Here is a 19,049-nt window from a genome sequence, read left to right as displayed (position 1 = left end):
GGCCCCCCTCCGGCACCCGCCTCCCCTCGCGGTACATTGGTCGCAATGTCCGCATATGTACGGCGTTCAGTGTGGCCGGTGCGGTGCTCCCTCGTCGGGGTCGGTGTGCGGGGCAGCCGTCACCGCGTGTCCGACGCGCCGACGACCGGCCGGGAAGTCGGTGAGGTCCGGGTGGACGGCTGATGGAAACCGCGATGGCTGCCGTGGTACGGGAGAGCGGCGCGTACGGCGGGCTGCTGTACGTGCTGCCGCCGGGCGACGACGCCCTGTGGCTGGTCGTGGTGGCGGGGGCCCCGCACGAGCTCGCGACTCCGTGGCGGCGGATCACGCTGACCGATCCGATGCCGGTGGCGGACGCCGTGCGCGAGCGGCGCCTGGTGTGGCTCGGCGGGCAGGAGGAGCTGGCACGCCGCTACCCGCGGCCGGCCCTGGTGCTGCCGTACGACTTCGCTCTCGCGGCCGCCCCGGTCACGTCGGGCACCGCGGTTCTGGGCGGACTGGTGCTGTTGTGGTCCGGAACCCATCCCCCGCGGCTCAGCCCCGGCGAGCGCGACGCCATCGAGTCGGGCTGCCGCCGTCTGGGCGACCTTCTCCGGAAGTCCGCGGACCGCGGCGATCCACTACTGCCCGCCGGCCGGCCGCGGACCCTGCCCCTGCCGAAGGGGCGTACGGTCCTGCCCGGCGAGGCGGACGCGATCACGGCCTTCGTCGACCGTCTGCCCGGAGGGTCCTGCGCGCTGGACATGAACGGCCGCATCACCTTCGTCACCCCCGCCGCCGCCGATCTCTTCGGCGCCGGTCCGGACGAGCTGGTGGGCGCCCTGCCCTGGGAAGCGCTGCCGTGGATGGACGTCCCCCAGGTCGAGGACCGCTACCGGGCCGCGTTGGTCAGCAACCAGCCGCAGGCGTTCACCGTCCTGCGCCCCCCGGACACGTGGCTGACGTTCGAGCTGTACCCGGACCCCTCCGGCATCAGCGTCCGCATCACCGGTGCCGATCCCTCCGAGGAGGCTCCCGCACCGCCGGCCGCACCGGCCGCCGGTCCCAGCCGCGCCGTCCTGCTGTACCAGCTGATGCAGCTGGCCGCCACCCTGACCGAGGCCGTCGGCGTACAGGACGTGGCCGACCAGACCGCCGACCAGCTGCTGCCCGCCCTCGGCGCCCAGGGCATGGTGCTGATGGCCCCCGAGGACGGCAGGCTGAGGATTCTCGGCCACCGCGGCTACAGCGCCGAACTCATCGCCCGCTTCGACAGCCTCCCCCTGAGCACGGACGTCCCCGCCGCCAGGGTCCTGACCACCGGCGTCCCGCACTTCTTCACGAGCTTCACCGAACTCCAGCGCGACTACCCGGCGACGGCACACGAGGACGGAATGGCGGCCTGGGCCGTCCTGCCGCTGATCGCCTCCGGCCGCCCCAAGGGCTCCCTCCTCCTCTCCTACCGCCGTCCCCGCGCCTTCCCGCCCGGCGAACGCGCCGTCCTCACCTCGATGGCGGGCCTGGTGGGGCAGGCCCTGGACCGCGCCCGTCTCTACGACGCCAAACACGACCTCGCCCACCGCCTGCAGTCCGCCCTGCTGCCGCACACACTTCCCCACGTCCCCGGTCTGAAGGTCGCCGCACGCTACCTTCCGGCGGCCCGGGGCCTGGGAGTCGGCGGCGACTTCTACGACCTCATCCTCCTCGACGAGCACACCGTCGGCGCCGCCATCGGCGACGTGCAGGGCCACAACGTGGACGCCGCGGCGCTCATGGGGCAGGTACGCACCGCCGTGCACGCCCACGCCACCGTGGGCTCGGCCCCCGACCAGGTCCTGGCCGGCACCAACCGTCTGCTCACCGACCTCGAGCCGGGCCTGTTCACCAGCTGCGTCTACGTCCATCTCAACCTCGCCACCCGTCGCGCGTGCGTGGCCACCGCCGGCCATCCGCCGCCCCTGCTCCGTCACGCCGACGGACGCACCGAGGTCGTCCCGGTTCCCCCCGGTCTCCTCCTCGGCATCGAGCCGGACTGCCGCTACCCGGCCGTGGAGGTCCCCCTGCCGCCCGGATGCGTGCTCGCCCTCTACACCGACGGGCTCGTCGAGGCTCCCGGAGTGGACTTCGACGACGCCACCGCGGCCCTCGCCGGGCTCCTCGCACACACGGACCCGGCCGACCTCGACGCCATGGCCGACACCCTCATCCGCCACTCCCCCACCCCCGGCGACGACATCGCCCTGCTCCTCATCAGTCCCTGTGGCTGACGCGGCGAAGAGGCGACCGGGCTCTCCCGCCGTCAGCCGGTGGTGCGGCCTGTGACGGGTGCCGAGCTCCCATGGCACAGACGTTTCAGGCGGGTTGGTGGGGGCCGGCGGCGGGCATGACGGGCTGACCCGCTGGGCACGTGAGGGGGCCGGCAAACGGCGGTGTGGCCGACGCGGACGCCCGGCACGTCGGTGATCGCGGTGAAGGGCCCGGTGGCGGCGCGTCCGACGGCGATGCCGAGGTCGCGGGCCCGGTGCCGGGCGCCCGGCGCGGACGGTGAAGGAGCCAGGTCTTCCATGGGGCGGACGTCGCACGACCCGCCCCGCCCGGGGGACGCCCCCGGCCGGGCCGTCGCCCTCCGCCCCGGGGTGGAGGGTCAGGCGCAGGACCAGGCCGACATGCCCTGGATCCGGGCCAGGCGTCTGGCCACGGCGATCTGTTCCTCACGGGTCGCCCGGTCCGCACGCGGGGCGTACTCGAGTCCGCCGGCCGCGACCCAGCTCGACTGCGTGAACTGCAGGCCGCCGTAATGACCGTTGCCGGTGTTCGCCTGCCAGTCACCGCCGGACTCGCACGCGGCGATGGCGTCCCAGTCGGTCCCCCGGGGAGCCGACCGGGACGCCATCGCTTCGGTGGTCGTGCCCAGGGCGGTCGCGGCGACCAGGACGATCACGGCGGCCCTGATCCGGCTCACCCGCGTATTCCGCACGTCGCCCATGAAGGTGTCTCGTCTACAGGTCATAAAGAACTGTTACACCGTGCCATCGCGTGACGGCGCGCCGACGACCCTCTGCTTGCCCCGGACAGGGGACGCGGTCCTCCGTCTCGCGGTGTCGCTCCGGCCGGGTGACGCTCGGAGCACGCTCCGGCACCGCGGCGGGGGCCGCACGCGCGGGAGGCCCTCCGCTCCCCTCCTGCGTGCACGGCGGCCCCGTGGTTCAGCCGGGCCCCCGCCCGCCGCTCAGGACCGCGGCGGGACCGAGCGGAAGGTCCAGTGGCCCGAACCCGCCCGGGACACGGCGCTCCCCCGGACGTGCGCAGCAGGCGCGCTTCCTCCGGCGCCTCGGCCCGCCCGTCGGCCGCCGGGACGTGCACCCCGGCGGCGTCGGCGGGGCGTCCACGGCCATCGACGTCGCGACGGTCGCAGCGGTCACGCCGGTCGCGGCGGACAGGACCCGACGTCGGCACGGGGCGGGTCCGCCGGATTCCGCGGGCATGGCGCAGGGCTCCCTTCACCGGCGACGACAGCGGGTGGATCAGGGGCGGCGCCGGGACATCGACGGGTCGCATCGTTCTGCGCGACCCGGCGGAGACGCCGAGCGCCGGTCACACAGGCCTCAAGGATCCCCCGGAGCGCGACCGAGGCGGCGAGCAGCGCCCCGGGAGGGGGGACCGGGGTGCCGGGCGGAGATGCCGCTGCGCGGACCGGCACACGTACCGTCCGCACAGCGGCTGCCTCGTCATGGTGTCCGGAAGGGGGGTCGAATCGTCCGGTCAGATGGTGGTCTGCGCGTACGGCACCAGCTTGACCGGGCCCACGAGTCCGTGGTCCTGGCGGGTCAGAGAGCCGAAGACCTCCGGACGGGTCGTCCTGAGGCGGTTCACGAGCGGCGTGGCCACCTCGATCTCGAGGGTGTTCTCCCCGCGCCGCAGCAGCGGCCCCACGTCGACGACGGGAGACATCCGGTCGGCGGGGCCCGACTCCTCTCCGTTGACCGTCACGCGGAAGGTGTCGCTCACCTGTCCCAGGTCCAGGAAGGCGCCGTGGTCGGAGGTCCAGTCGCGCGGGAGCACGACGGTGGTGCGGTAACGGCCGATGCCGGCCGAGTCCGCCAGTTCGGGGATCCTCGACCAGGGCAGCAGCGTGTCCAGCACCAGGTTCCTGCGCACCTTCTCGGTCCGGGTGGCGTCGGAGCCCGGGAACCAGTCCTCCACCTCGACGTTCCACCGGTCCGGCTCGATCGCGGCGGGCACGGACCGGAAGGTGGTGGTGACCGTGCGGCCCTGGGACAGCTCCGTCCGGTACGTACCCGCCGTGCCGGCCCGCACGGTGAGTCCGTCCCGGGTGAACAGCACCTCGTCGGCGTCCGAGGAGACCGCGTGCGGACGGTTTCCGTTCCGGTCCCCGAACAGTCCCGGCCGCCCCAGCGCGACGATCGTCGTCTGCCCCGGCCGGAGCGCGACGCGCAGGGTGACCTGGTCGCCCTGCCGCGTGTACCGGCCCACCCGTACGGCCTCGCCCGTCCAGGGGTCGAGGAGGTAGGGCACCGGCCGGCGGCCGCGGGTGCAGCGCAGGGTGACGTCGTGGTCGACCGCGGCGACGGGCGGCTTGACGGTCTCGGCGTGCTTGCCGTTGCACAGGTAGTAGAAGTCCGCCTCCTTCGTCACACGGTGCGCGTTGAGGAGCGTCGAGGAGGCGGAGTAGCGGACGTCGGGGCTGACGCCGAGGGCGGTGAGGGCATCGCCGACCGCGGTCCTGTCGGTGACGCGGACCACGTGGGGCAGGGCGAGCAGGCGGGCCAGCACGTCCCGCAGCCGCTCCGTCTCCCCGGACGCCGGCACACCCGGCGTGAGCGCCTGGTCGAAGGCGCCGAGGAGCACCATGGGCAGCCCGGCCTCGGCGAAGCCGAGCAGTTTGCGGGCGTCGGCCAGGGCGAGGGTCGGGGTGGAGCCGTGGAAGAAGTCGCCCTCGACGAACAGCGCCTTGTAGGCCGGTCCGTCGGGGGCCAGGCGGCCGCCGGACACCCTGGCGTTCGGCAGGTCCAGCAGCGGACCGCTGAGGAACTGGTGGGTCCAGCCCAGCGGGACACCGGTCGAGGTGAACCAGGATGCGCCGATGCCGGTGGCGGTGTAACCGGTCTGGCGGTAGACGGCGACGTCCGCGCGGACCGTGCCGGCCTGGAGTACCTGGTGCACGCGGCCGAGGTAGCCGGAGATGTCCTCGACGTGCCGCCAGGTCGGCTGCCGGGGCCCCCAGGACTCGCCGTAGCCGGGAGTGCCGTTGTAGGGGCTGAAGGCGGCGAAGCCGGGCCACTGCGCCTCGGGGGCCCTGGCGTAGGAGAAGCCGTGCAGGACGGTCTGGTTGACGCCCGCCGCGTACGCGCCGCCCATGGTGCGCAGGACCCGGTCCCAGGTCGTGCCGTAGGCCGAGCCGTTGTACGCGCCCGACTCGCAGGAGAGCACGGTGTGCCCGGCCATGTCCCGGCCGCCGGCCAGGCACCGGTAGTCGTCCAGATTCTTGAAGCCGAGGGACTCTCCCTCGGCGATGTCGAGGATCGCGGCGGACTGGATGGCGTCGGTCTGCAGGCCGTAGGGCTGCGAGCGCAGGGTCATGCCCAGAGTGTGGGCCCAGTCCCGCAGCGCGCGCAGGTGGTGACGGTTGAACAGGTCGGAGACCGTGCCCCAGAAGTCGTGCCTGATCTGCCGGGTCAGCCGGGCCTCGAAGGCGAACACCTGGTCGCTGTCGTCCAGGACGAGGGCGGGCAGGTGGGGCAGCAGGGGACGGCCCGTGCGCTTCTCGAACTCCTGTGGCAGCCGCTCCGTCCAGACGAGCCCCTCGGTCTCCATCTCCACCGAGTCCTCGAAGAAGGCGCCGCCCGCCGCTTCCAGCAGGCGCCGCAGGGAGCCGGTCAGGATCCGGCGCTCCCAGAAGTCCGTGACGGCGGCGGTGCCGGCCGCGCTGAAGTGGTCGACCACGTAGGCGGCGGGCGCGGAGTGCGGTCCGGACTCCGGCTGCTGGCCCGAGCCCCGCTGCCAGTAGGAGATCAGCACCCACTCGCCCCCGGCGGGCGCCGTCCACGTCAGGACGCCGTCGGTGACCTCGGCGGTCAGGTCGCGGACGCTGTCCGGGTCGAGCCCCGTCTCCTTGCGGGTGGAGTGGGCGGTCTCGACGCGCGCGGCCTGTACGGCGAGGAGACGCGCGGCGGTGACACCGGGGGCGGCCTCGCGCACGGGCGGGGGAACCGGTCCCTCGTAGGTGGCGCCGCCGGCCAACGGGGCGCGGCCGTGGACGAGTTCCTTGGCGGCGGCCTCGTCGTCGGGGGTGATGCCGGGGACGGCCACGGGCCAGCTGGGGCCGAGGGTGACGTCCACGGTGAGTCCGCGTCTCGCCGCCCGGCGCAGGGCCGCCTCGACGCCGTCGCGCCAGGGCCCGCCTCCCCAGCCGTGACGGGCGGTGTCCAGCAGCGACTTGTCCTCGATGCTGTGGTGGACGGCGGCGATCTCGACTCCGCCGAAGCCCGCGTCCGCGATCTGGTCGATCTCGCGGGCTATCTCGTCCGGGTCCACGCGACCGTCCGGCCACCACCACCGGAACTTCGGGCGCACCGACCGGGCGGGGGCGGCGAACCAGTCGGCGGTCGGTCCGGCGCCTCCGGCGGCAGGGGCACCGGCGGCACCGGGGGACGCCGCGGCGAGGGCGGCCGCGGCACCCGCGGTCACCGCCGCGGTCAGGACCGTGCGCCTGGACATCCCGCCACGCTGCGGGACGGATTCGTCGTACATGAGTGCACCCCAGAGAAGTTCACATGCATTGAATCGTTTCAATCTCCGTCGAACGCGGGAACGCTAAACCGCACGGTTCGGACGGGTCAAGGTGTGGGACACGAGGTCTTCTCCGGAACCGCCGGGGGACGCGGGCGGTGTCGACGGGGTGCGCGACTCGCGGGCACGACGGTCGGCGCCTTCCGGCGGCCGGCCGGAAGGCGGGGCGTCGCGGTGGACGTCGTCGGCCGTGCCGACCGGTCCTCCTTTCCCCGTTCGCGGACGCACCGGCACGAGGACGGCGCCGACGCGTCCGTCTCGGGCAGGACGGTTCCGGACCGACCAGGACCGCGCACCGCGTCACCCGGCCCGCGGCCGGCCCGGACCGGGGCGTTCCCTTCGCTTCCGCGCACGTTCGCTTCCCCGCACGGACGTGCCGCAGCCTGCCGAGCCCGCCCCACGGGGTTTTGCCCATGACATGGAGCGAGGCGGAGCACCCCCGGCTGCTTGCACGCCGAGCGGCGTGCCTACGCCTGGGTGATGCGGCGTTACGGCGGTCCGACGCCGGCGGAAGCCACGGAGGCCGCCTCGGAGAGCTGTCCGTACGAGCCGGAGGACCACGCCCACCGCTGCCCGGCCTTTCCACGACGAGGCCTGGCACTGGTCGATGCCGACGGCCCAAGGTGCCCGGCACACGGTGGAGCACCCCGGACTCGTCCATCCGCCGTCCGCCCACGAGGCGCTCGGGGGAAGGCCTCACCGGGCACCTTGCCGGAACGGCAACATCCCGTGCCGGTCCGGGGGGAGTCGGGTGAGACTCGGACGCGTTCCCCGACAGAAGGAGCCCTGCATGAGCACCACCGACGCGGTCACGTTCTGGGACGACGTCCACGCGGCCCGGCCGGCGGCCACCGATCCGCGGCCGAACGTACGCCTCACCGAGACCCTCGCGGGTCTGCCGCCCGGCGCCGTGCTGGACCTCGGATGCGGCGCCGGTGGCGACGCGCTGTGGCTGGCCCGCCAGGGGTGGCGCGTCACCGCCGTCGACGTCTCGTCCGTGGCGGTCGAGCGCCTCACCTCGCTCGCCGTCTCGCACGGCCTGGCCGACCGGATCACCGCCCAGCGGCACGACCTGCGGGAATCGTTCCCAGACGGCGCGTTCGACGTCGTCTGCGCCCACTATCTGCACACCCCCCTCGACCTGGACCGGGCGGCCGTGCTGCGGAGGGCCGCGCACGCCCTGCGGCCCGGCGGGCGACTGCTGGTCGTCGACCACGGATCGACCGCCCCCTGGTCGTGGAACCAGGACCCCGACGTCCGGTACCCGGCCCCGCGGGAGGTCGCCGCGGACATCGGCCTGGACCCGGCGGCGTGGACGGTCGAGCGGGCCGACTCGCCCCGCCGGGTGGCGACCGGGCCGGACGGGCGGACCGCCGAGGTCACCGACCACGTCCTGACCGTCCGCCGCACGGCCTGACCCGGCCCCACTGCGCACGAGGAGGAACCATGCGCCACGGAAAGCCGGGGCGACACCCCGCCGCCCCGCACCGGAGGCAGCGAGACCGAGGTGCTGCGCGGCTTCCTCGACTACCCGCGGAACTCCGTCGCCGCGAAGGTCGAGGGCGCCCCCGAACCACACGTCCGCACCGCCTCGGTGCCCTCGGACACGAACCTGCTCGGGCTGCTCGCCCACCTCACCTCCGTCGAGCGGGCCACGTTCCTCGGGGAGCGGGTCGGCGACTGGCAGGCCGCCTTCCACACCGCACCCGCCGACAGCGCGGCCGATGTCGTCGCCCGCTACCGGGAGGCGGTCGCCCGGGCGAACGGCGTGCTCGACGCGTGCGCCGACCTCGGCGCACCGGTCCCCCGCCCCCGGTCGGACGGTCCTGCTCCGAGCGTCCGCTGGGCGCTCACCCACATGATCGAGGAGACCGGCCGCCACGCCGGCCACGCGGACATCCTCCGTGAACTGATCGACAGGACGACCGGACGCCGACCCGCCACCGGACGCCGTGCCGCCGAGGGGAGCCCCTCGGCGGGCCGCCGCACCGGCACGGTGCGGGCCGCGTTCCGTACCCTGGCGGCATGCGCATGCGCCCCACTCTGAGCTGGACCCCCGACGAAGACCTGCCGCCGGGCTCCACGGATCCGGGGCCGGTCTCCGAGGCGCTGGGCGCCGGCGGCGTGGTGGTGCTCAGCGGGGCGGGCCTCTCCACCGAGTCGGGCATCCCCGACTACCGGGGCGAGGGCGGGAGCCTGAGCCGCCACACGCCGATGACCTACCAGGACTTCACCGGCAGCGACCTGGCCCGGCGCCGCTACTGGGCGCGCAGCCACCTCGGCTGGCGCACCTTCCGCCGTGCCCTGCCCAACGCCGGGCACCGGGCCGTGGCCGCGTTCGGGCGGCACGGCCTGCTCTCGGGTGTGATCACACAGAACGTCGACGGTCTGCACCAGGCCGCCGGCAGCGAGGACGTCGTGGAACTCCACGGCGGCCTGGACCGGGTCGTCTGCCTCTCCTGCGGCGCCCTCGGTCAGCGCCGCGCACTCGCCCGGCGGCTGGAGGAGGCCAACCCGGGCTTCGCGCCGGTGGCCGCGGGAATCAACCCCGACGGCGACGCCGACCTCACCGACGAACAGGTCGGGGGCTTCCGCGTGGTGCCCTGCGGACTCTGCGGCGGCGTCCTCAAGCCGGACGTGGTGTTCTTCGGTGAGAACGTGCCGCCGCAGCGGGTCGAGCACTGCCGCGCGCTGGTCCGCGAGGCGTCCTCGCTGCTCGTCCTGGGATCGTCGCTGACGGTGATGTCCGGGCTGCGGTTCGTCCGTCAGGCCGCCCGGGCCGGCACACCGGTACTGATCGTCAACCGGGACCCGACCCGGGGCGATCGGCACGCCGTCACCCGGGTCGCGCTCCCCCTGGGGACGACCCTCACCGCCGTGGCCGACCGGCTGGGCATCCCGGTGGACGGCCGGACGGCGGCCTGAGCGGCTGCCTCCGTCCCCGCCGCAGTCCCCGAACGGGGGCCAGGCCCGCCGTATCACTCCTCGTCGCGCAGCCGGGCCGCCAGGGAGGCCAGCGGCTCGGTCTCCCCGGTGCGGCCCAGCGCGGTGAGGCGGGAGACCGCCGCGTCGAGGCGGGTGAGGGCCGGGGCGGTGCGCTCCAGATAGATACCCTCCACGGCACCCGCGAGGCGGACGCACTCGGCCCACTCGCCGGCGTGCTCCTCACGGTCCTGTCCCGGCTCGCCGAGCAGGGAGAGGGCCTTCTCCAGGGCGGTCAGGGCGTCCTCGTACTCGCCGGCGTAGGCGTTGACCCGTCCGTGTTCGTAGGCCAGGGCGGCGTCCAGCGGACGGCCGTGGGCCTCGTACCCGGCGGCGCGGGCCTCGTCGGCGATCCGGCCCGCGTCGGCGAGGAAGGCGCGGGCGCCGGCCAGGCCCTCCGGGCCCTGCCGCTCCGCCTGGAGCCGGGCGAGTTCACGCAGGCAGTTGCTGAGCTGCTCGTGGCGCGGATCCTTGGCGTGGGCGGCGAGGGCCTGGTCCGCGGCCTGGCGGGCCCGCCCGAACTCGCCCGACTCGCCGAGGAGTACGGCCGTCTCGGCGGCGATCATGGCGTGGCTGCCGGGATCGTCGTCCCAGTCGGCCGACTCGGCCGCGAGGGCGACGAACTCCGCCGTGGCGGCCTTGAGGTCGTCCCCCGCGTGCAGCGCGCGGGCGCGGGTCAGACGCAGTTGGGCGACGAGCCGGTCGTCCAGTTCCCCGGCGGTGACGTCCGGTTCGGCGAGCACGGAGTCGAGCAGCGCGATGCAGTCCTCGACGCGGCCGAGGTCGAGACTGAGCTGGGCGGCGTTGCTGTAGGTGCAGTACGCGTCGAACCGGCTGCCGTGACGGAGGTCCAGCTCCGCGGAGCGGGTCAGGTGCCGCAGCGCCTCGTCGGGGCGGCCCAGGTGCAGGCAGGCCCCGGCCAGATCACTGTGCAGGCGGGAGGTGTCGACCGTGTCGGCCGGCCAGTCGGCGGCCAGCCGCAGGCCCTCGGTCAGGTCCGTGTACGCGGCCTGCGCGTTCCGCAGGCCGAGCTGGAGCCGGCCGCGCAGGGCGAGGGCGCGGGGCAGGTGCCAGGCCGGGCCGTGCGCCTTGAGCCGGTCGAGGACGCCGTCGGTCCCGGTGAGTGCGGCCGGCAGGTCGCCGGACAGGGCGTGGGTGGTGGCCCGCAGCAGCAGGGCTCCGGCGATCTGCGCGTCGATGCCGTGCCGGGTGGCGAAGGTGTGCAGCAGGTCCACCTCGGCGAGGAGTGGTGTGATGTGCTCCTCGTTTCCCGACGTCTGCAGGCGTACGCCGAGCGCGGTGGCCCGCAGCCGCAGCAGGCGGGCCTCCTGGCGCGGGGTGAGGCCGGACGTCTCCTCGTGGAGGCGGACCATGGACGTGTGCGCGGCGGTCAGCGCGGCGGCCTTCGCCTCGGCTCCTTCGGCGTCCTGCGCGGGATCCTGTGCGGTGGCGAGCAGGGCGCAGGCACGGGCGAGGGCCGCGTGGCCCGGCTGCCCGGCGTCGTCGTACAGGCCGGCGGCCTCCTCGTGGAGGGCGGCGGCGTCGGCGAACTCGTCCTTCTCGCCGGCCCGGCTCGCCTCGTCTTCCAGCAGGTCGGCGCGCAGGTGGACGAGCGGGCCCGCGGCCGGGTCGTCCGGGTGGGTGTAGTCGCGGGCGGCGACGAGCGTACGCAGCCGTGCCCAGCAGGCCCGCGCGTCCGGGTGCCCCTGTTCGTCCAGTTCCCGTGCCCGCAGGATGAGTTCGGGCAGCGACTCGGGGACGGCGGGGGCCGTCCGGGTGGTGGGTGCGGCGACCGGTACCGCCGGGGCCACGTCGTCGAGGGTGCGGGCGCGCAGGGTCAGTTCCAGTGCGTCCAGGAGCGGGGCCCGGTCGAGGCGGGCCCTGCGGCGGTCGGCGTGGGCGGTGGTGCCGTTGCGGGCGTCGAAGCGGGCGGCGAGGTCGTCGGCGCGCTCGCTGACCTCGGCGCGCAGGCCGGTCACCGTCCAGGTGCGGCCCGCGAATCCGGCGGCGGGCAGTTCGCCGTGGCCGAGGTGCTCGACGCGCTGGAGGAGGACCTCCACGCCGGTGAGGAAGTCGAACAGCTCCCGCGGTGAGTCCACCTCGTCGAACAGGTTCCGGTTCTCGGCGAGGAGTTCCAGACCGCGCGCCTCGTTGCCGGTCAGCGCGCAGAACTCCAGGTGCCGTCCGGCCTCTCCGGACATCGAGGGGTTGCGGCGGCAGCCCCGGTAGCCGGCCAGGTGCAGTTCGCGGGCCTGGTCGGTGCGGCCGGCCCGCAGCAGGGGGAGCAGCGCGTACGAGAAGGAGCGGGCCGGCTCCTCCTGGCAGGATTCCTTTCCGGCCAGGACGGGCTCCCAGGCGCGCAGCGCCCGTTCGTCGTCGCCCGCCGTCAGGTGGTACAGGGCGCGCTCGCAGATCTCGCAGGCCTCGCAGTCGCTGAGTTGGGTGCGGGGGCGGCCGGCCCACAACTCGTAGGCGAGCGCGGTGTCCTCGCCGACGTGGGCGGCGAGCTGGTACGCCTGTCCGTAGTAGGGCTGGAGGCCGAGACCCGCCTTCTCGTACCGGTCGCGCATCTCCGTCAGCCACTGGCGCAGGCTGGCCAGCGGGATCTCGGGCAGTGCGCGCAGGGCGTTGGCCACCCACTTGAACCGCCAGAACAGCGTGTGGCGCATGCGGTCGTCGAAGACGTCGGGCTGCTCGTCGAAGAGGGTGAGCAGACGGGCGAAGACGACGGGCGACTTCCGGGGTTCGGAGCCGTAGGTGTACGCCTCCTGGAGTTCGAAGAGCGCGCGGACGAGCGGGACGGGTTCCGCGAACCGCTCGGCGGCGTCGACGAGTTCTTCGGCGGTGACGGTGCGGGTACGGCCGTAGGGACGCCGGTGGTTCTCCTGGAGCGCCCGGTACAGCTCATCGGTGGTCTGGGGTGCGGTCGGCATCGTCAGCTGTCCTTGCGGAGGGCGTGGGCGAGGAGGTCGAGGAAGGAGCGGTTGATGAGGCTCGACTCGGCGGGTCTGAGCGGTCGCCGGGACAGCAGCGCGGCCTGCCCGTAGAGGGCTTCGGCACTGGTACGGGCCAGTTCGGGTTCGTCGATGGCGACGGCGGTGCGCACCAGCGGGTTGAGCTGGTTGAGGATCAGCTGGGCCCGCGGTGCCTCCTGGCGCAGGGCGCCGAGGATGTCGCCCCACAGACCGCCCTCCTGTTCGCGGGCGAGCCGGGAGCGGGTGCGTTCGTGCCGGGCCTCCCGGCTGTCGACGAGGAGGGCGGGGGCGGAGGCCGGCTGGAAGGTGCGCAGCGCGACGTCGCAGTCGAAGACGGCGAGGGCGTCGCGGGCCTGGGCGAGGTAGGCCGCGGCGGCGAGTTCCGTCTCCCGGTCGACGGGGTCGAGGTGGGCCGTGAGGGTCGCCGGGTCGAGGTCGGCGACGGTGACCTCGGACCTGATCTCGGGCAGCCGGTGGACCAGTTCGCGGTCGTAGGTGTAGCCGCCGTTGACGACGCCGAGTCCGGCGGCGGAGGCGATCGCCGCGACCTGCCGGAACTCCTCCACGCTCGAGGTCACGAGCACGGTGCGGTGGGTGCGCGCGAACTCGTCGAGGGTGGTGTGCCCGTCGGTGGTCTCGAACGGCAGCCAGGGCAGCAGCATCCGCAGGATCTCGTCGTCGTGCACGGCGAGCGACTTCACGGCCAGGTGGTGGACCTGGAGGAAGCGGGCCAGCAGGTCCGGGTCGCTGGCGGCGGCCCGGGCGATCCACGCGCGCAGCCGCTCGGCGAGGGCGTCGCGGACGGCGGCGAGGGTGTCGTCCTCGTACAGGGACTCGCGGGACGCGGTCGGGCGCAGGCTCTCGGCGTCGATGACGCAGCGGACGAAGAACGCCCACTCGGGCAGGATCTCCTCGGCCTGCTCCGACAGGAGCATGCCCTTGAGGTGCACGCGGTGGCCGTGGCTGCGGCCGGCCGGCACCGCCTCCGGCAGCACGCACGCGATGCCCTTCAGGCCCACGGCGGGCAGGTCCAGCTCGACGGTGTCCAGCGGCTCGAATCCGAAGACCTCCTCGCCGTACGCGGCCAGCGCGCGGGAGCGGGCTCCCGGCGTGGGGTACGTGCGCGTCCAGGGGGCGGGCTCGGGGTTGACGGGCGCGGCGCCCGTGCCGTCGTCGAAGGTCACCGGGTGGCGCAGCAGCGAGCCGAAGTGCTGGGCCAGCGTCTGCACGCGTGCCGGCCGGGTCCACTCCCCCGCGTCGGCGCGGGGCGTCAGGGTGACGGTGGTGCCGGGCCGGGTGCGGGCGGAGGCGGGCAGGACACGGACGGTGTAGCTGCCGTCGCCGCGTCCCCGCCACTCCACGGCGGGCGCGTCGGGGGTGCGGGCGGAGCGGCTCAGGACGTGTATCTCGTCCGCGACCAGGAAGCAGGAGAGCAGACCGATGCCGAACCGACCGATGAAGTCGCCGCGTTGCTCGGCGATCTTCCCCCAGCCCCGAATGGGCTCGTCCGAGGGGTCCCCCATGGCGCGCTTGCTGCTGCGGCCGATGGTGGCGAGGAAGGTGTGCACGTCGGCCTCGGTGAGGCCGACGCCGTCGTCCTCGACGCGTACCACCGCACCGTCGGCGTGCAGACGGACACCGAAGGCGCCTGCAGGGGCGGCCGGTTCGAGAGCGTGCCGGGCGGTCAGTGCGTCCACCGCGTTCTGCAGCAGTTCGCGCAGGTAGACGCGGGGACTGGAGTAGAGGTGGTGGGAGAGAAGGTCGACGAGGCCGCGCAGATCCACCTGGAAGGTGCGGTCGGCGCCGGTCGGGTTCGTGGCGGTTTCGGGCAGGGTCATCGGGTAGTCCGGGGTGGGAGGGACGACGGGTGGCGGCGGTCCGGGGTCGGTGTGCGCTCAGGCGCGGCGATGGCGGCGGGCGAACTCCTTCTCCGGATCCGCGAAGAAGGTCCAGGGCCACGTGGTGCAGGCGCCGTCGAGCGTCCGGAAGACGCGCCGGACCGTGTGTCGCTCACCGGCCAGCGACAGGGCCATGGCGAACATGTTGAAATCGCGCTGCCAGCCCGGGCGCCACGCGTAGTCGGGGTGGAGAATGCTGTGGTCGGCCGCTTCGCGCAACTCGGCCTGGGTCTCAGGGGTCTCCAGACAGCTCCCGCGGTCCGACTCGACCCATTCCTCGATGTGCGCCATGGCGATCACACAGCCGAGGCGGTGCCCCTGCGGGGCGCGGGCGAGGGCGTCCCGGGCGAACGCCAGAGCCTGACCGGGCTCACCGCCCCAACGGGGCTGCAGTTGCGCCAGCCACTCGGTGTGGATATCCGGATCCAGCGGGTCGCGGCGCAGTCCGGCGTCGAACCGGGCCTCGTTGACGGCTGCGCCCAGTGACATGCCGCGGCCGGAGGTGAGGAGCCGGCGCCACGGCGTGACCCATTCCGGCCGCAACTCGGCGGCCTCCAGCAGCTGTTCCTCGGCGATGTGGAGCCGCTCGTGGAAGACCCGCCACTGCTCCTGCGTGACGTGCGCGGCGCGTGCGGCGGTGCGCGCCTCCCAGCCCCAGCTGATGTGGCGCGCCCCGGAGATCAGCAGGGCCGTCGCCCGGTGCTCCTTGTCCTCCTCGACGGCCCGGCCGATCCAGTCCTGCACACCGTCCAGGACGGCCAGCTCACCGAGGACCTGGTGGTCGCGACCGAGGTCGAAGGGTGCCAGCGCCGCCTTGACCGCCTCCCACTCGCCCGCGTCGGCCGCCTCCACCAGCGCGAGCACCCGCGTGTCCCCGAGCGCGCGCAGCGTGTACGTCCCGTTCTTCCTGCGTGGGGCGGGAAGCGCGTACGGATCCGCCGCCGGTCTTTCCGCGTCCCTGCCGAACAACTTGCCGAACATCCCGCGTCTCCCCTGGTCCCGCGTGATCATCCGGTGCAGCATAAGCGACCCCACGGACACCGCTTCCACCGGGTTTTCACCGCCCTTCACGGTCGGCCGACGACGCCCGCCGCCCGCTCCCGGCGGGACGTCCGGCCCGTCGTCGGCGACGCGCACCTCGCCGTCACGCGTGGAAGTCGGCGAGCGCGGGCGTCACGCTCGCCGGCACGGCGGTACAGGCAAGCACTGTGGCGCCGAGGACAGTTCTGCGCATGGGTCGCTCCCTTTCGCCGCTCCGCCCGCACGATGACCCGGCGGGCTGGGTCATGGATCGTACGAAGAGAGGGGACAGCGGCGGCACAGGTTATAAGGAGAAGGCAAAGCCCGCTGACGGAAAGGCCGTTGCCGGACCGTTCATCACCCGTCGGCGCCGGGGCGCCCCACCACACCTGCCGGAGCGTCCGGTGATCAGGCGGTGCCGAACGCGAGACGGAGCAAGGACACGCGGTCCGGATCGGGGCGTGTTCACCCGGGAACGGGGCAAGCGGTCCCCCGCGGACCAACCGGTCCGGCGTTCACGTTCCCGACCCCGGAGGCCCCCATGATGGTCGTTGGCATCGTCGCCGTCTGCGTGGTGATCGCCGTCCTCGCCTTCCTCGTCCCGCGTCTCTCCCGGCACCCGCAGAACGGAGCACAACGCACCCTCGGCTTCGGCTCCCGGGCCGGGTCCAAGGCGCCGGGGCCGCTCGGACGTCTCTTCAGCAAGCCCTTCCGCTCGAGCTCCCGCGCGGTCGGCCGCAGCGGCTCCGCGGGGCGACGGGCGCGCGGGCGTCTCCCCTTCTGACGCCCGGATCCGGGGCACCGCCCCGGCACCACGGCGTGATCACGCCGGTGCGGAAGCGCCCCCGGCCGACGCGGCGTCGGGCACGGGCCGCCGTGTCGCGGCCGTGACCTCTGCGGTCTCCTTCGGGACGCCGGCGGCGCCGTCGAACGCGCAGTGGACCGGGGCGGGACGCGGGACCGGCGGGCGAGGGAGGCGCACTTCGCGCCGGATGCCTTTCGGTCGGAACGGCGACGCCGCCTGCGCGGGAGCGCGGCCGCCTGAGCCTGTCGGTGCAGCAGGCCGCTGCGGCGCGGGCCCGGGCGGACGACGCGGCCGGGCTGACGACGATCCGGCCCGCGCCCGGTTTCGCCACCGCGCACCCGGCCGTGACCGGGGCCCCGTCGGACCACGCGACCTGGACCACCTGCGCTCGCCGCCGCCGGCACCGTGCTCGGTGCCGACGTGCTCGACGCGATCGGCTCCGTCGTCGCCCCGGGTGCCGGCCTGGCCGCACACGAGAAGGACGACGCCTCTCCCGCCCTGTTCGACGCGTCACTGCGGCTCCGCCGGCGGATCCCCCGCCGCGCGCCCGGGGACCGGGGACCGGCATCCGCCGTCGAACACGGCACAACCTTTCGCCCGGCCCGCGGGTCCCACCAGACAGGAGCAACCGCTCCAAGAGCAGCAAGGGGGAAACATGAAATTCAGTCGTTCCGTCCTGGCCGCCTCCGCGTTGGCCGCCCTGTCGATGGGGGCCACGACCGCCCTGGCGTCACCGGCCGCGGCCGCACCCGGCACCACCCCGCAGAAGGTGTGCGGAAGCGGCTACCAGACCGTGAACTCGGCAGCCGTCGGCTCCCTGGGCACCGTCTACCTGACATACAACCCGGCCAACGGCCGCAACTGCGTCACGACCATCCGCAACAACCCCGGCACCGCCCTGGACATGTCCGCGTGGGTCTACGTCCCCGACACCCAGGAGGCCGACCAGGACGGCGGGTGGTACACGTCGTACGCGGGGCCGGCCTACGTCTACGGCAAGGGCCACTGCGTGGACTGGGGCGGCAACATCGACGACGTGTACGTACAGGTGTACGGCTCCAACTGCGGCGCTCTGAAGGAGCACCGGGTCACCTTCACCCGCTGACCCGCGCCCTTCGAAGGACCGCTCGAGCCCTGACCGGGCCGCGGGGCCCGGTCAGGGCTCCGGCGCGCCACCCGGCATCTCACGGGCACAGTCCCAGGGACAGGTGCGGGGCCGGGGCGCCGAGGAAGTCGGGTGCGTCGAAGAGCGCGCCGGCGGAGGCGACACCGACCGTTCCGGTCCGTCCCGTGAGGACGCGGTCCACCGCTTCCACCACGAGCGGCGCGGTGACGGCGCAGATGTCCCGGCCCCGGGCCACGGCGCGCCGTTCGACGCCGCCGGAGCGCACGACGACATCGACGAGGAAGGTCCGCGCGGACCGCCCGACCTCGTCGGTCGCGGCCGGCGCCGGGGTGTCCGGATCCGACAGGTCCCTGGCCGCCTCGGCCGTCGTGTAGGTGCGCACCTTCGGAACGGGCAGGCGGCTGGGCACGGTGACGACGTCCGCCATCGTGAACTCCCCGATGACGGCCCGGGGCCCCGTCGGGTGAGGGAAGGGCCACTCCAGCGTCGGCAGGTCGTCATGGCGGTACTCCAGCCGCCCACCGGTGTACCGGACGCGCCTGCCACCCCCGCCGCCGGCGGGGCACCTCGCCCGCCGCGCGCGTTCCGGCGGTGGGACGCCAGCCGCTGAGCCCGTAGGCGATGTGCGCCTCGTCGGCCGCCGTCCACTCGCCCATGGCCGCGGTGACCAGCAGGTCGCCGAGACCGCCGTGGAAGGCCATCGCGGGGGCGACCACCGCTCCCGCCGCGCGGGCGCGGTCGCCGAAGCCGCCTGGCCGTGCCGCCGCACCGCCACGGCGGCCAGGCGCAGTTCGTCGCGCCCCCCGTGCCGGCCCCGGCCGTCGCCCCCTCGCCGCACTGCTTCCCTGGGTACTCGAACGGCTGGACCGGCCCCTGACCGTCGAGGACCTGGCCCGTCAGGCCCGCATGAGCTCGCGCAACCTGGGCCGCCGCTTCCGGTCGGTCACCGGCACCACCCCGCCGCAATGGCTGCTGACCCAACGGATCGGCTATGCGCAGGAGTTGCTGGAGACCACCGACGAGGGAGGGCATCGACGGCATCGCGGCGGCCACCGGCACGGGCACCGCCACGACGCTGTGCCGGCACTTCAGCCGCACCGTCGGCGTACCGCCCCACACCTACCGCCGTACCTTCCGCTCACGGCCCCACCGGCACGCCCCATCCTGACGGACGCCTCGCCGCCCGTGCCGTGGACGGTGTGCGGGTCACCTCCCTGCCCGTCAGTCGTGGCCACGCCACACGTCCGGTCCGCCGCCGCGCCACTCGACCATCGTGGACCGGCGCAACCAGTCCTGGTCGACGCTCTCCAGGCCCTCGAGGCGCAGGAACTCCACCACGTCCAGCAGCCCGTACGCCATACCGAGGAACCGCACACCGTCGCGGACACGCCGGCCGCCGTCCTCGCCGGGCGGGTAGATCACGATGGGCCGGTCGTTCGCCATGGCACCAGCGT

Annotated in this window: 11 protein-coding genes and 5 pseudogenes; 8 read left to right on the top strand and 8 right to left on the bottom strand. The window is 74.3% G+C overall.

Features of this window, described 5'->3' with window-relative positions; all coding sequences use genetic code 11:
- The first annotated feature begins 182 nt into the window (after nucleotides 1-182).
- Nucleotides 183-2,246 (top strand): SpoIIE family protein phosphatase, encoded by a 2,064-nt coding sequence (locus tag KYY02_RS19655; RefSeq protein ID WP_371239561.1) that lies wholly within the window; start codon nucleotides 183-185, stop codon nucleotides 2,244-2,246.
- 128 nt (nucleotides 2,247-2,374) lie between these two features.
- Here KYY02_RS19655 and KYY02_RS33975 read toward each other — a convergent pair.
- The 3 genes and pseudogenes from KYY02_RS33975 to KYY02_RS19645 all read right to left on the bottom strand — a co-directional run.
- Nucleotides 2,375-2,545, bottom strand: a pseudogene (locus KYY02_RS33975) (P1 family peptidase); the annotation flags it as partial.
- A 78-nt stretch (nucleotides 2,546-2,623) separates the two neighbouring features.
- Entirely contained in the window at nucleotides 2,624-2,989 is a 366-nt protein-coding gene (locus KYY02_RS19650) for a transglycosylase family protein (protein WP_371239559.1), read from the bottom strand.
- 752 nt (nucleotides 2,990-3,741) lie between these two features.
- Nucleotides 3,742-6,717 (bottom strand): glycosyl hydrolase, encoded by a 2,976-nt coding sequence (locus tag KYY02_RS19645; RefSeq protein WP_371239557.1) that lies wholly within the window; start codon nucleotides 6,715-6,717, stop codon nucleotides 3,742-3,744.
- An 862-nt stretch (nucleotides 6,718-7,579) separates the two neighbouring features.
- Between KYY02_RS19645 and KYY02_RS19640 the strand changes: the two genes are divergently transcribed.
- From KYY02_RS19640 to KYY02_RS19630, 3 genes and pseudogenes are all read left to right on the top strand, one after another.
- Nucleotides 7,580-8,206 carry an SAM-dependent methyltransferase gene (locus tag KYY02_RS19640; protein WP_371239555.1) on the top strand — a complete coding sequence of 209 codons (627 nt, stop codon included), beginning with the start codon at nucleotides 7,580-7,582 and terminating at the stop codon, nucleotides 8,204-8,206.
- Between the two features lie 90 nt (nucleotides 8,207-8,296).
- Nucleotides 8,297-8,722, top strand: a pseudogene (locus tag KYY02_RS19635) (DinB family protein); the annotation flags it as partial.
- A 92-nt stretch (nucleotides 8,723-8,814) separates the two neighbouring features.
- On the top strand, nucleotides 8,815-9,714 hold the full coding sequence (locus tag KYY02_RS19630; protein ID WP_371239553.1) for an NAD-dependent protein deacetylase: 900 nt from the start codon (nucleotides 8,815-8,817) through the stop codon (nucleotides 9,712-9,714).
- Nucleotides 9,715-9,767: 53 nt separating this feature from the next.
- On the opposite strand, the gene KYY02_RS19625 is transcribed toward KYY02_RS19630, so the two are convergent.
- Genes KYY02_RS19625 through KYY02_RS19615 form a run of 3 tightly spaced genes read right to left on the bottom strand, consistent with a single transcriptional unit; the run spans nucleotide 9,768 to nucleotide 15,625 of the window.
- Nucleotides 9,768-12,704, bottom strand: a complete 2,937-nt coding sequence (locus tag KYY02_RS19625) for a hypothetical protein (RefSeq protein ID WP_371239551.1) — start codon at nucleotides 12,702-12,704, stop codon at nucleotides 9,768-9,770.
- Nucleotides 12,705-12,706: 2 nt separating this feature from the next.
- Nucleotides 12,707-14,584: an HSP90 family protein gene (locus tag KYY02_RS19620; RefSeq protein ID WP_371239549.1), complete on the bottom strand. Its 1,878-nt coding sequence runs from the start codon at nucleotides 14,582-14,584 to the stop codon at nucleotides 12,707-12,709.
- 57 nt (nucleotides 14,585-14,641) lie between these two features.
- A complete protein-coding gene (locus KYY02_RS19615) occupies nucleotides 14,642-15,625 on the bottom strand; it encodes a hypothetical protein (RefSeq protein ID WP_371239579.1) in 984 nt (327 codons plus the stop codon).
- 580 nt (nucleotides 15,626-16,205) lie between these two features.
- On the opposite strand from KYY02_RS19615, the gene KYY02_RS19610 reads away from it, so the two are divergent.
- The 3 genes and pseudogenes from KYY02_RS19610 to KYY02_RS19600 all read left to right on the top strand — a co-directional run bounded on the left by KYY02_RS19610 (nucleotide 16,206) and on the right by KYY02_RS19600 (nucleotide 17,574).
- Nucleotides 16,206-16,448, top strand: a complete 243-nt coding sequence (locus KYY02_RS19610; RefSeq protein ID WP_371239547.1) for a DUF6411 family protein — start codon at nucleotides 16,206-16,208, stop codon at nucleotides 16,446-16,448.
- A gap of 302 nt (nucleotides 16,449-16,750) precedes the next feature.
- Nucleotides 16,751-16,994 (top strand): annotated as a pseudogene (locus tag KYY02_RS19605) (aldo/keto reductase); the annotation flags it as partial.
- A gap of 130 nt (nucleotides 16,995-17,124) precedes the next feature.
- Entirely contained in the window at nucleotides 17,125-17,574 is a 450-nt protein-coding gene (locus tag KYY02_RS19600; RefSeq protein WP_371239545.1) for a spore-associated protein, read from the top strand.
- A gap of 79 nt (nucleotides 17,575-17,653) precedes the next feature.
- Here the strand turns inward: KYY02_RS19600 and KYY02_RS19595 are convergent.
- Nucleotides 17,654-18,341 (bottom strand): annotated as a pseudogene (locus KYY02_RS19595) (saccharopine dehydrogenase family protein); the annotation flags it as partial.
- Between KYY02_RS19595 and KYY02_RS19590 the strand changes: the two are divergent.
- Nucleotides 18,306-18,763 (top strand): annotated as a pseudogene (locus KYY02_RS19590) (helix-turn-helix domain-containing protein); the annotation flags it as partial. The pseudogenes KYY02_RS19595 and KYY02_RS19590 sit on opposite strands and share 36 nt — an antisense overlap.
- A 53-nt stretch (nucleotides 18,764-18,816) precedes the next feature.
- On the opposite strand, the gene KYY02_RS19585 reads toward KYY02_RS19590, so the two are convergent.
- Nucleotides 18,817-19,038, bottom strand: coding sequence for a hypothetical protein (locus KYY02_RS19585; protein ID WP_371239543.1), 222 nt, complete (start codon nucleotides 19,036-19,038; stop codon nucleotides 18,817-18,819).
- Between the last annotated feature and the right edge of the window lie 11 nt (nucleotides 19,039-19,049).

It is taken from the genome of Streptomyces pimonensis, from assembly GCF_041380215.1.
Lineage (GTDB): Bacteria > Actinomycetota > Actinomycetes > Streptomycetales > Streptomycetaceae > Streptomyces > Streptomyces pimonensis.
Note: the sequence above shows the minus strand (reverse complement) of the source record. Positions and strands in the feature narration are given on the sequence as shown.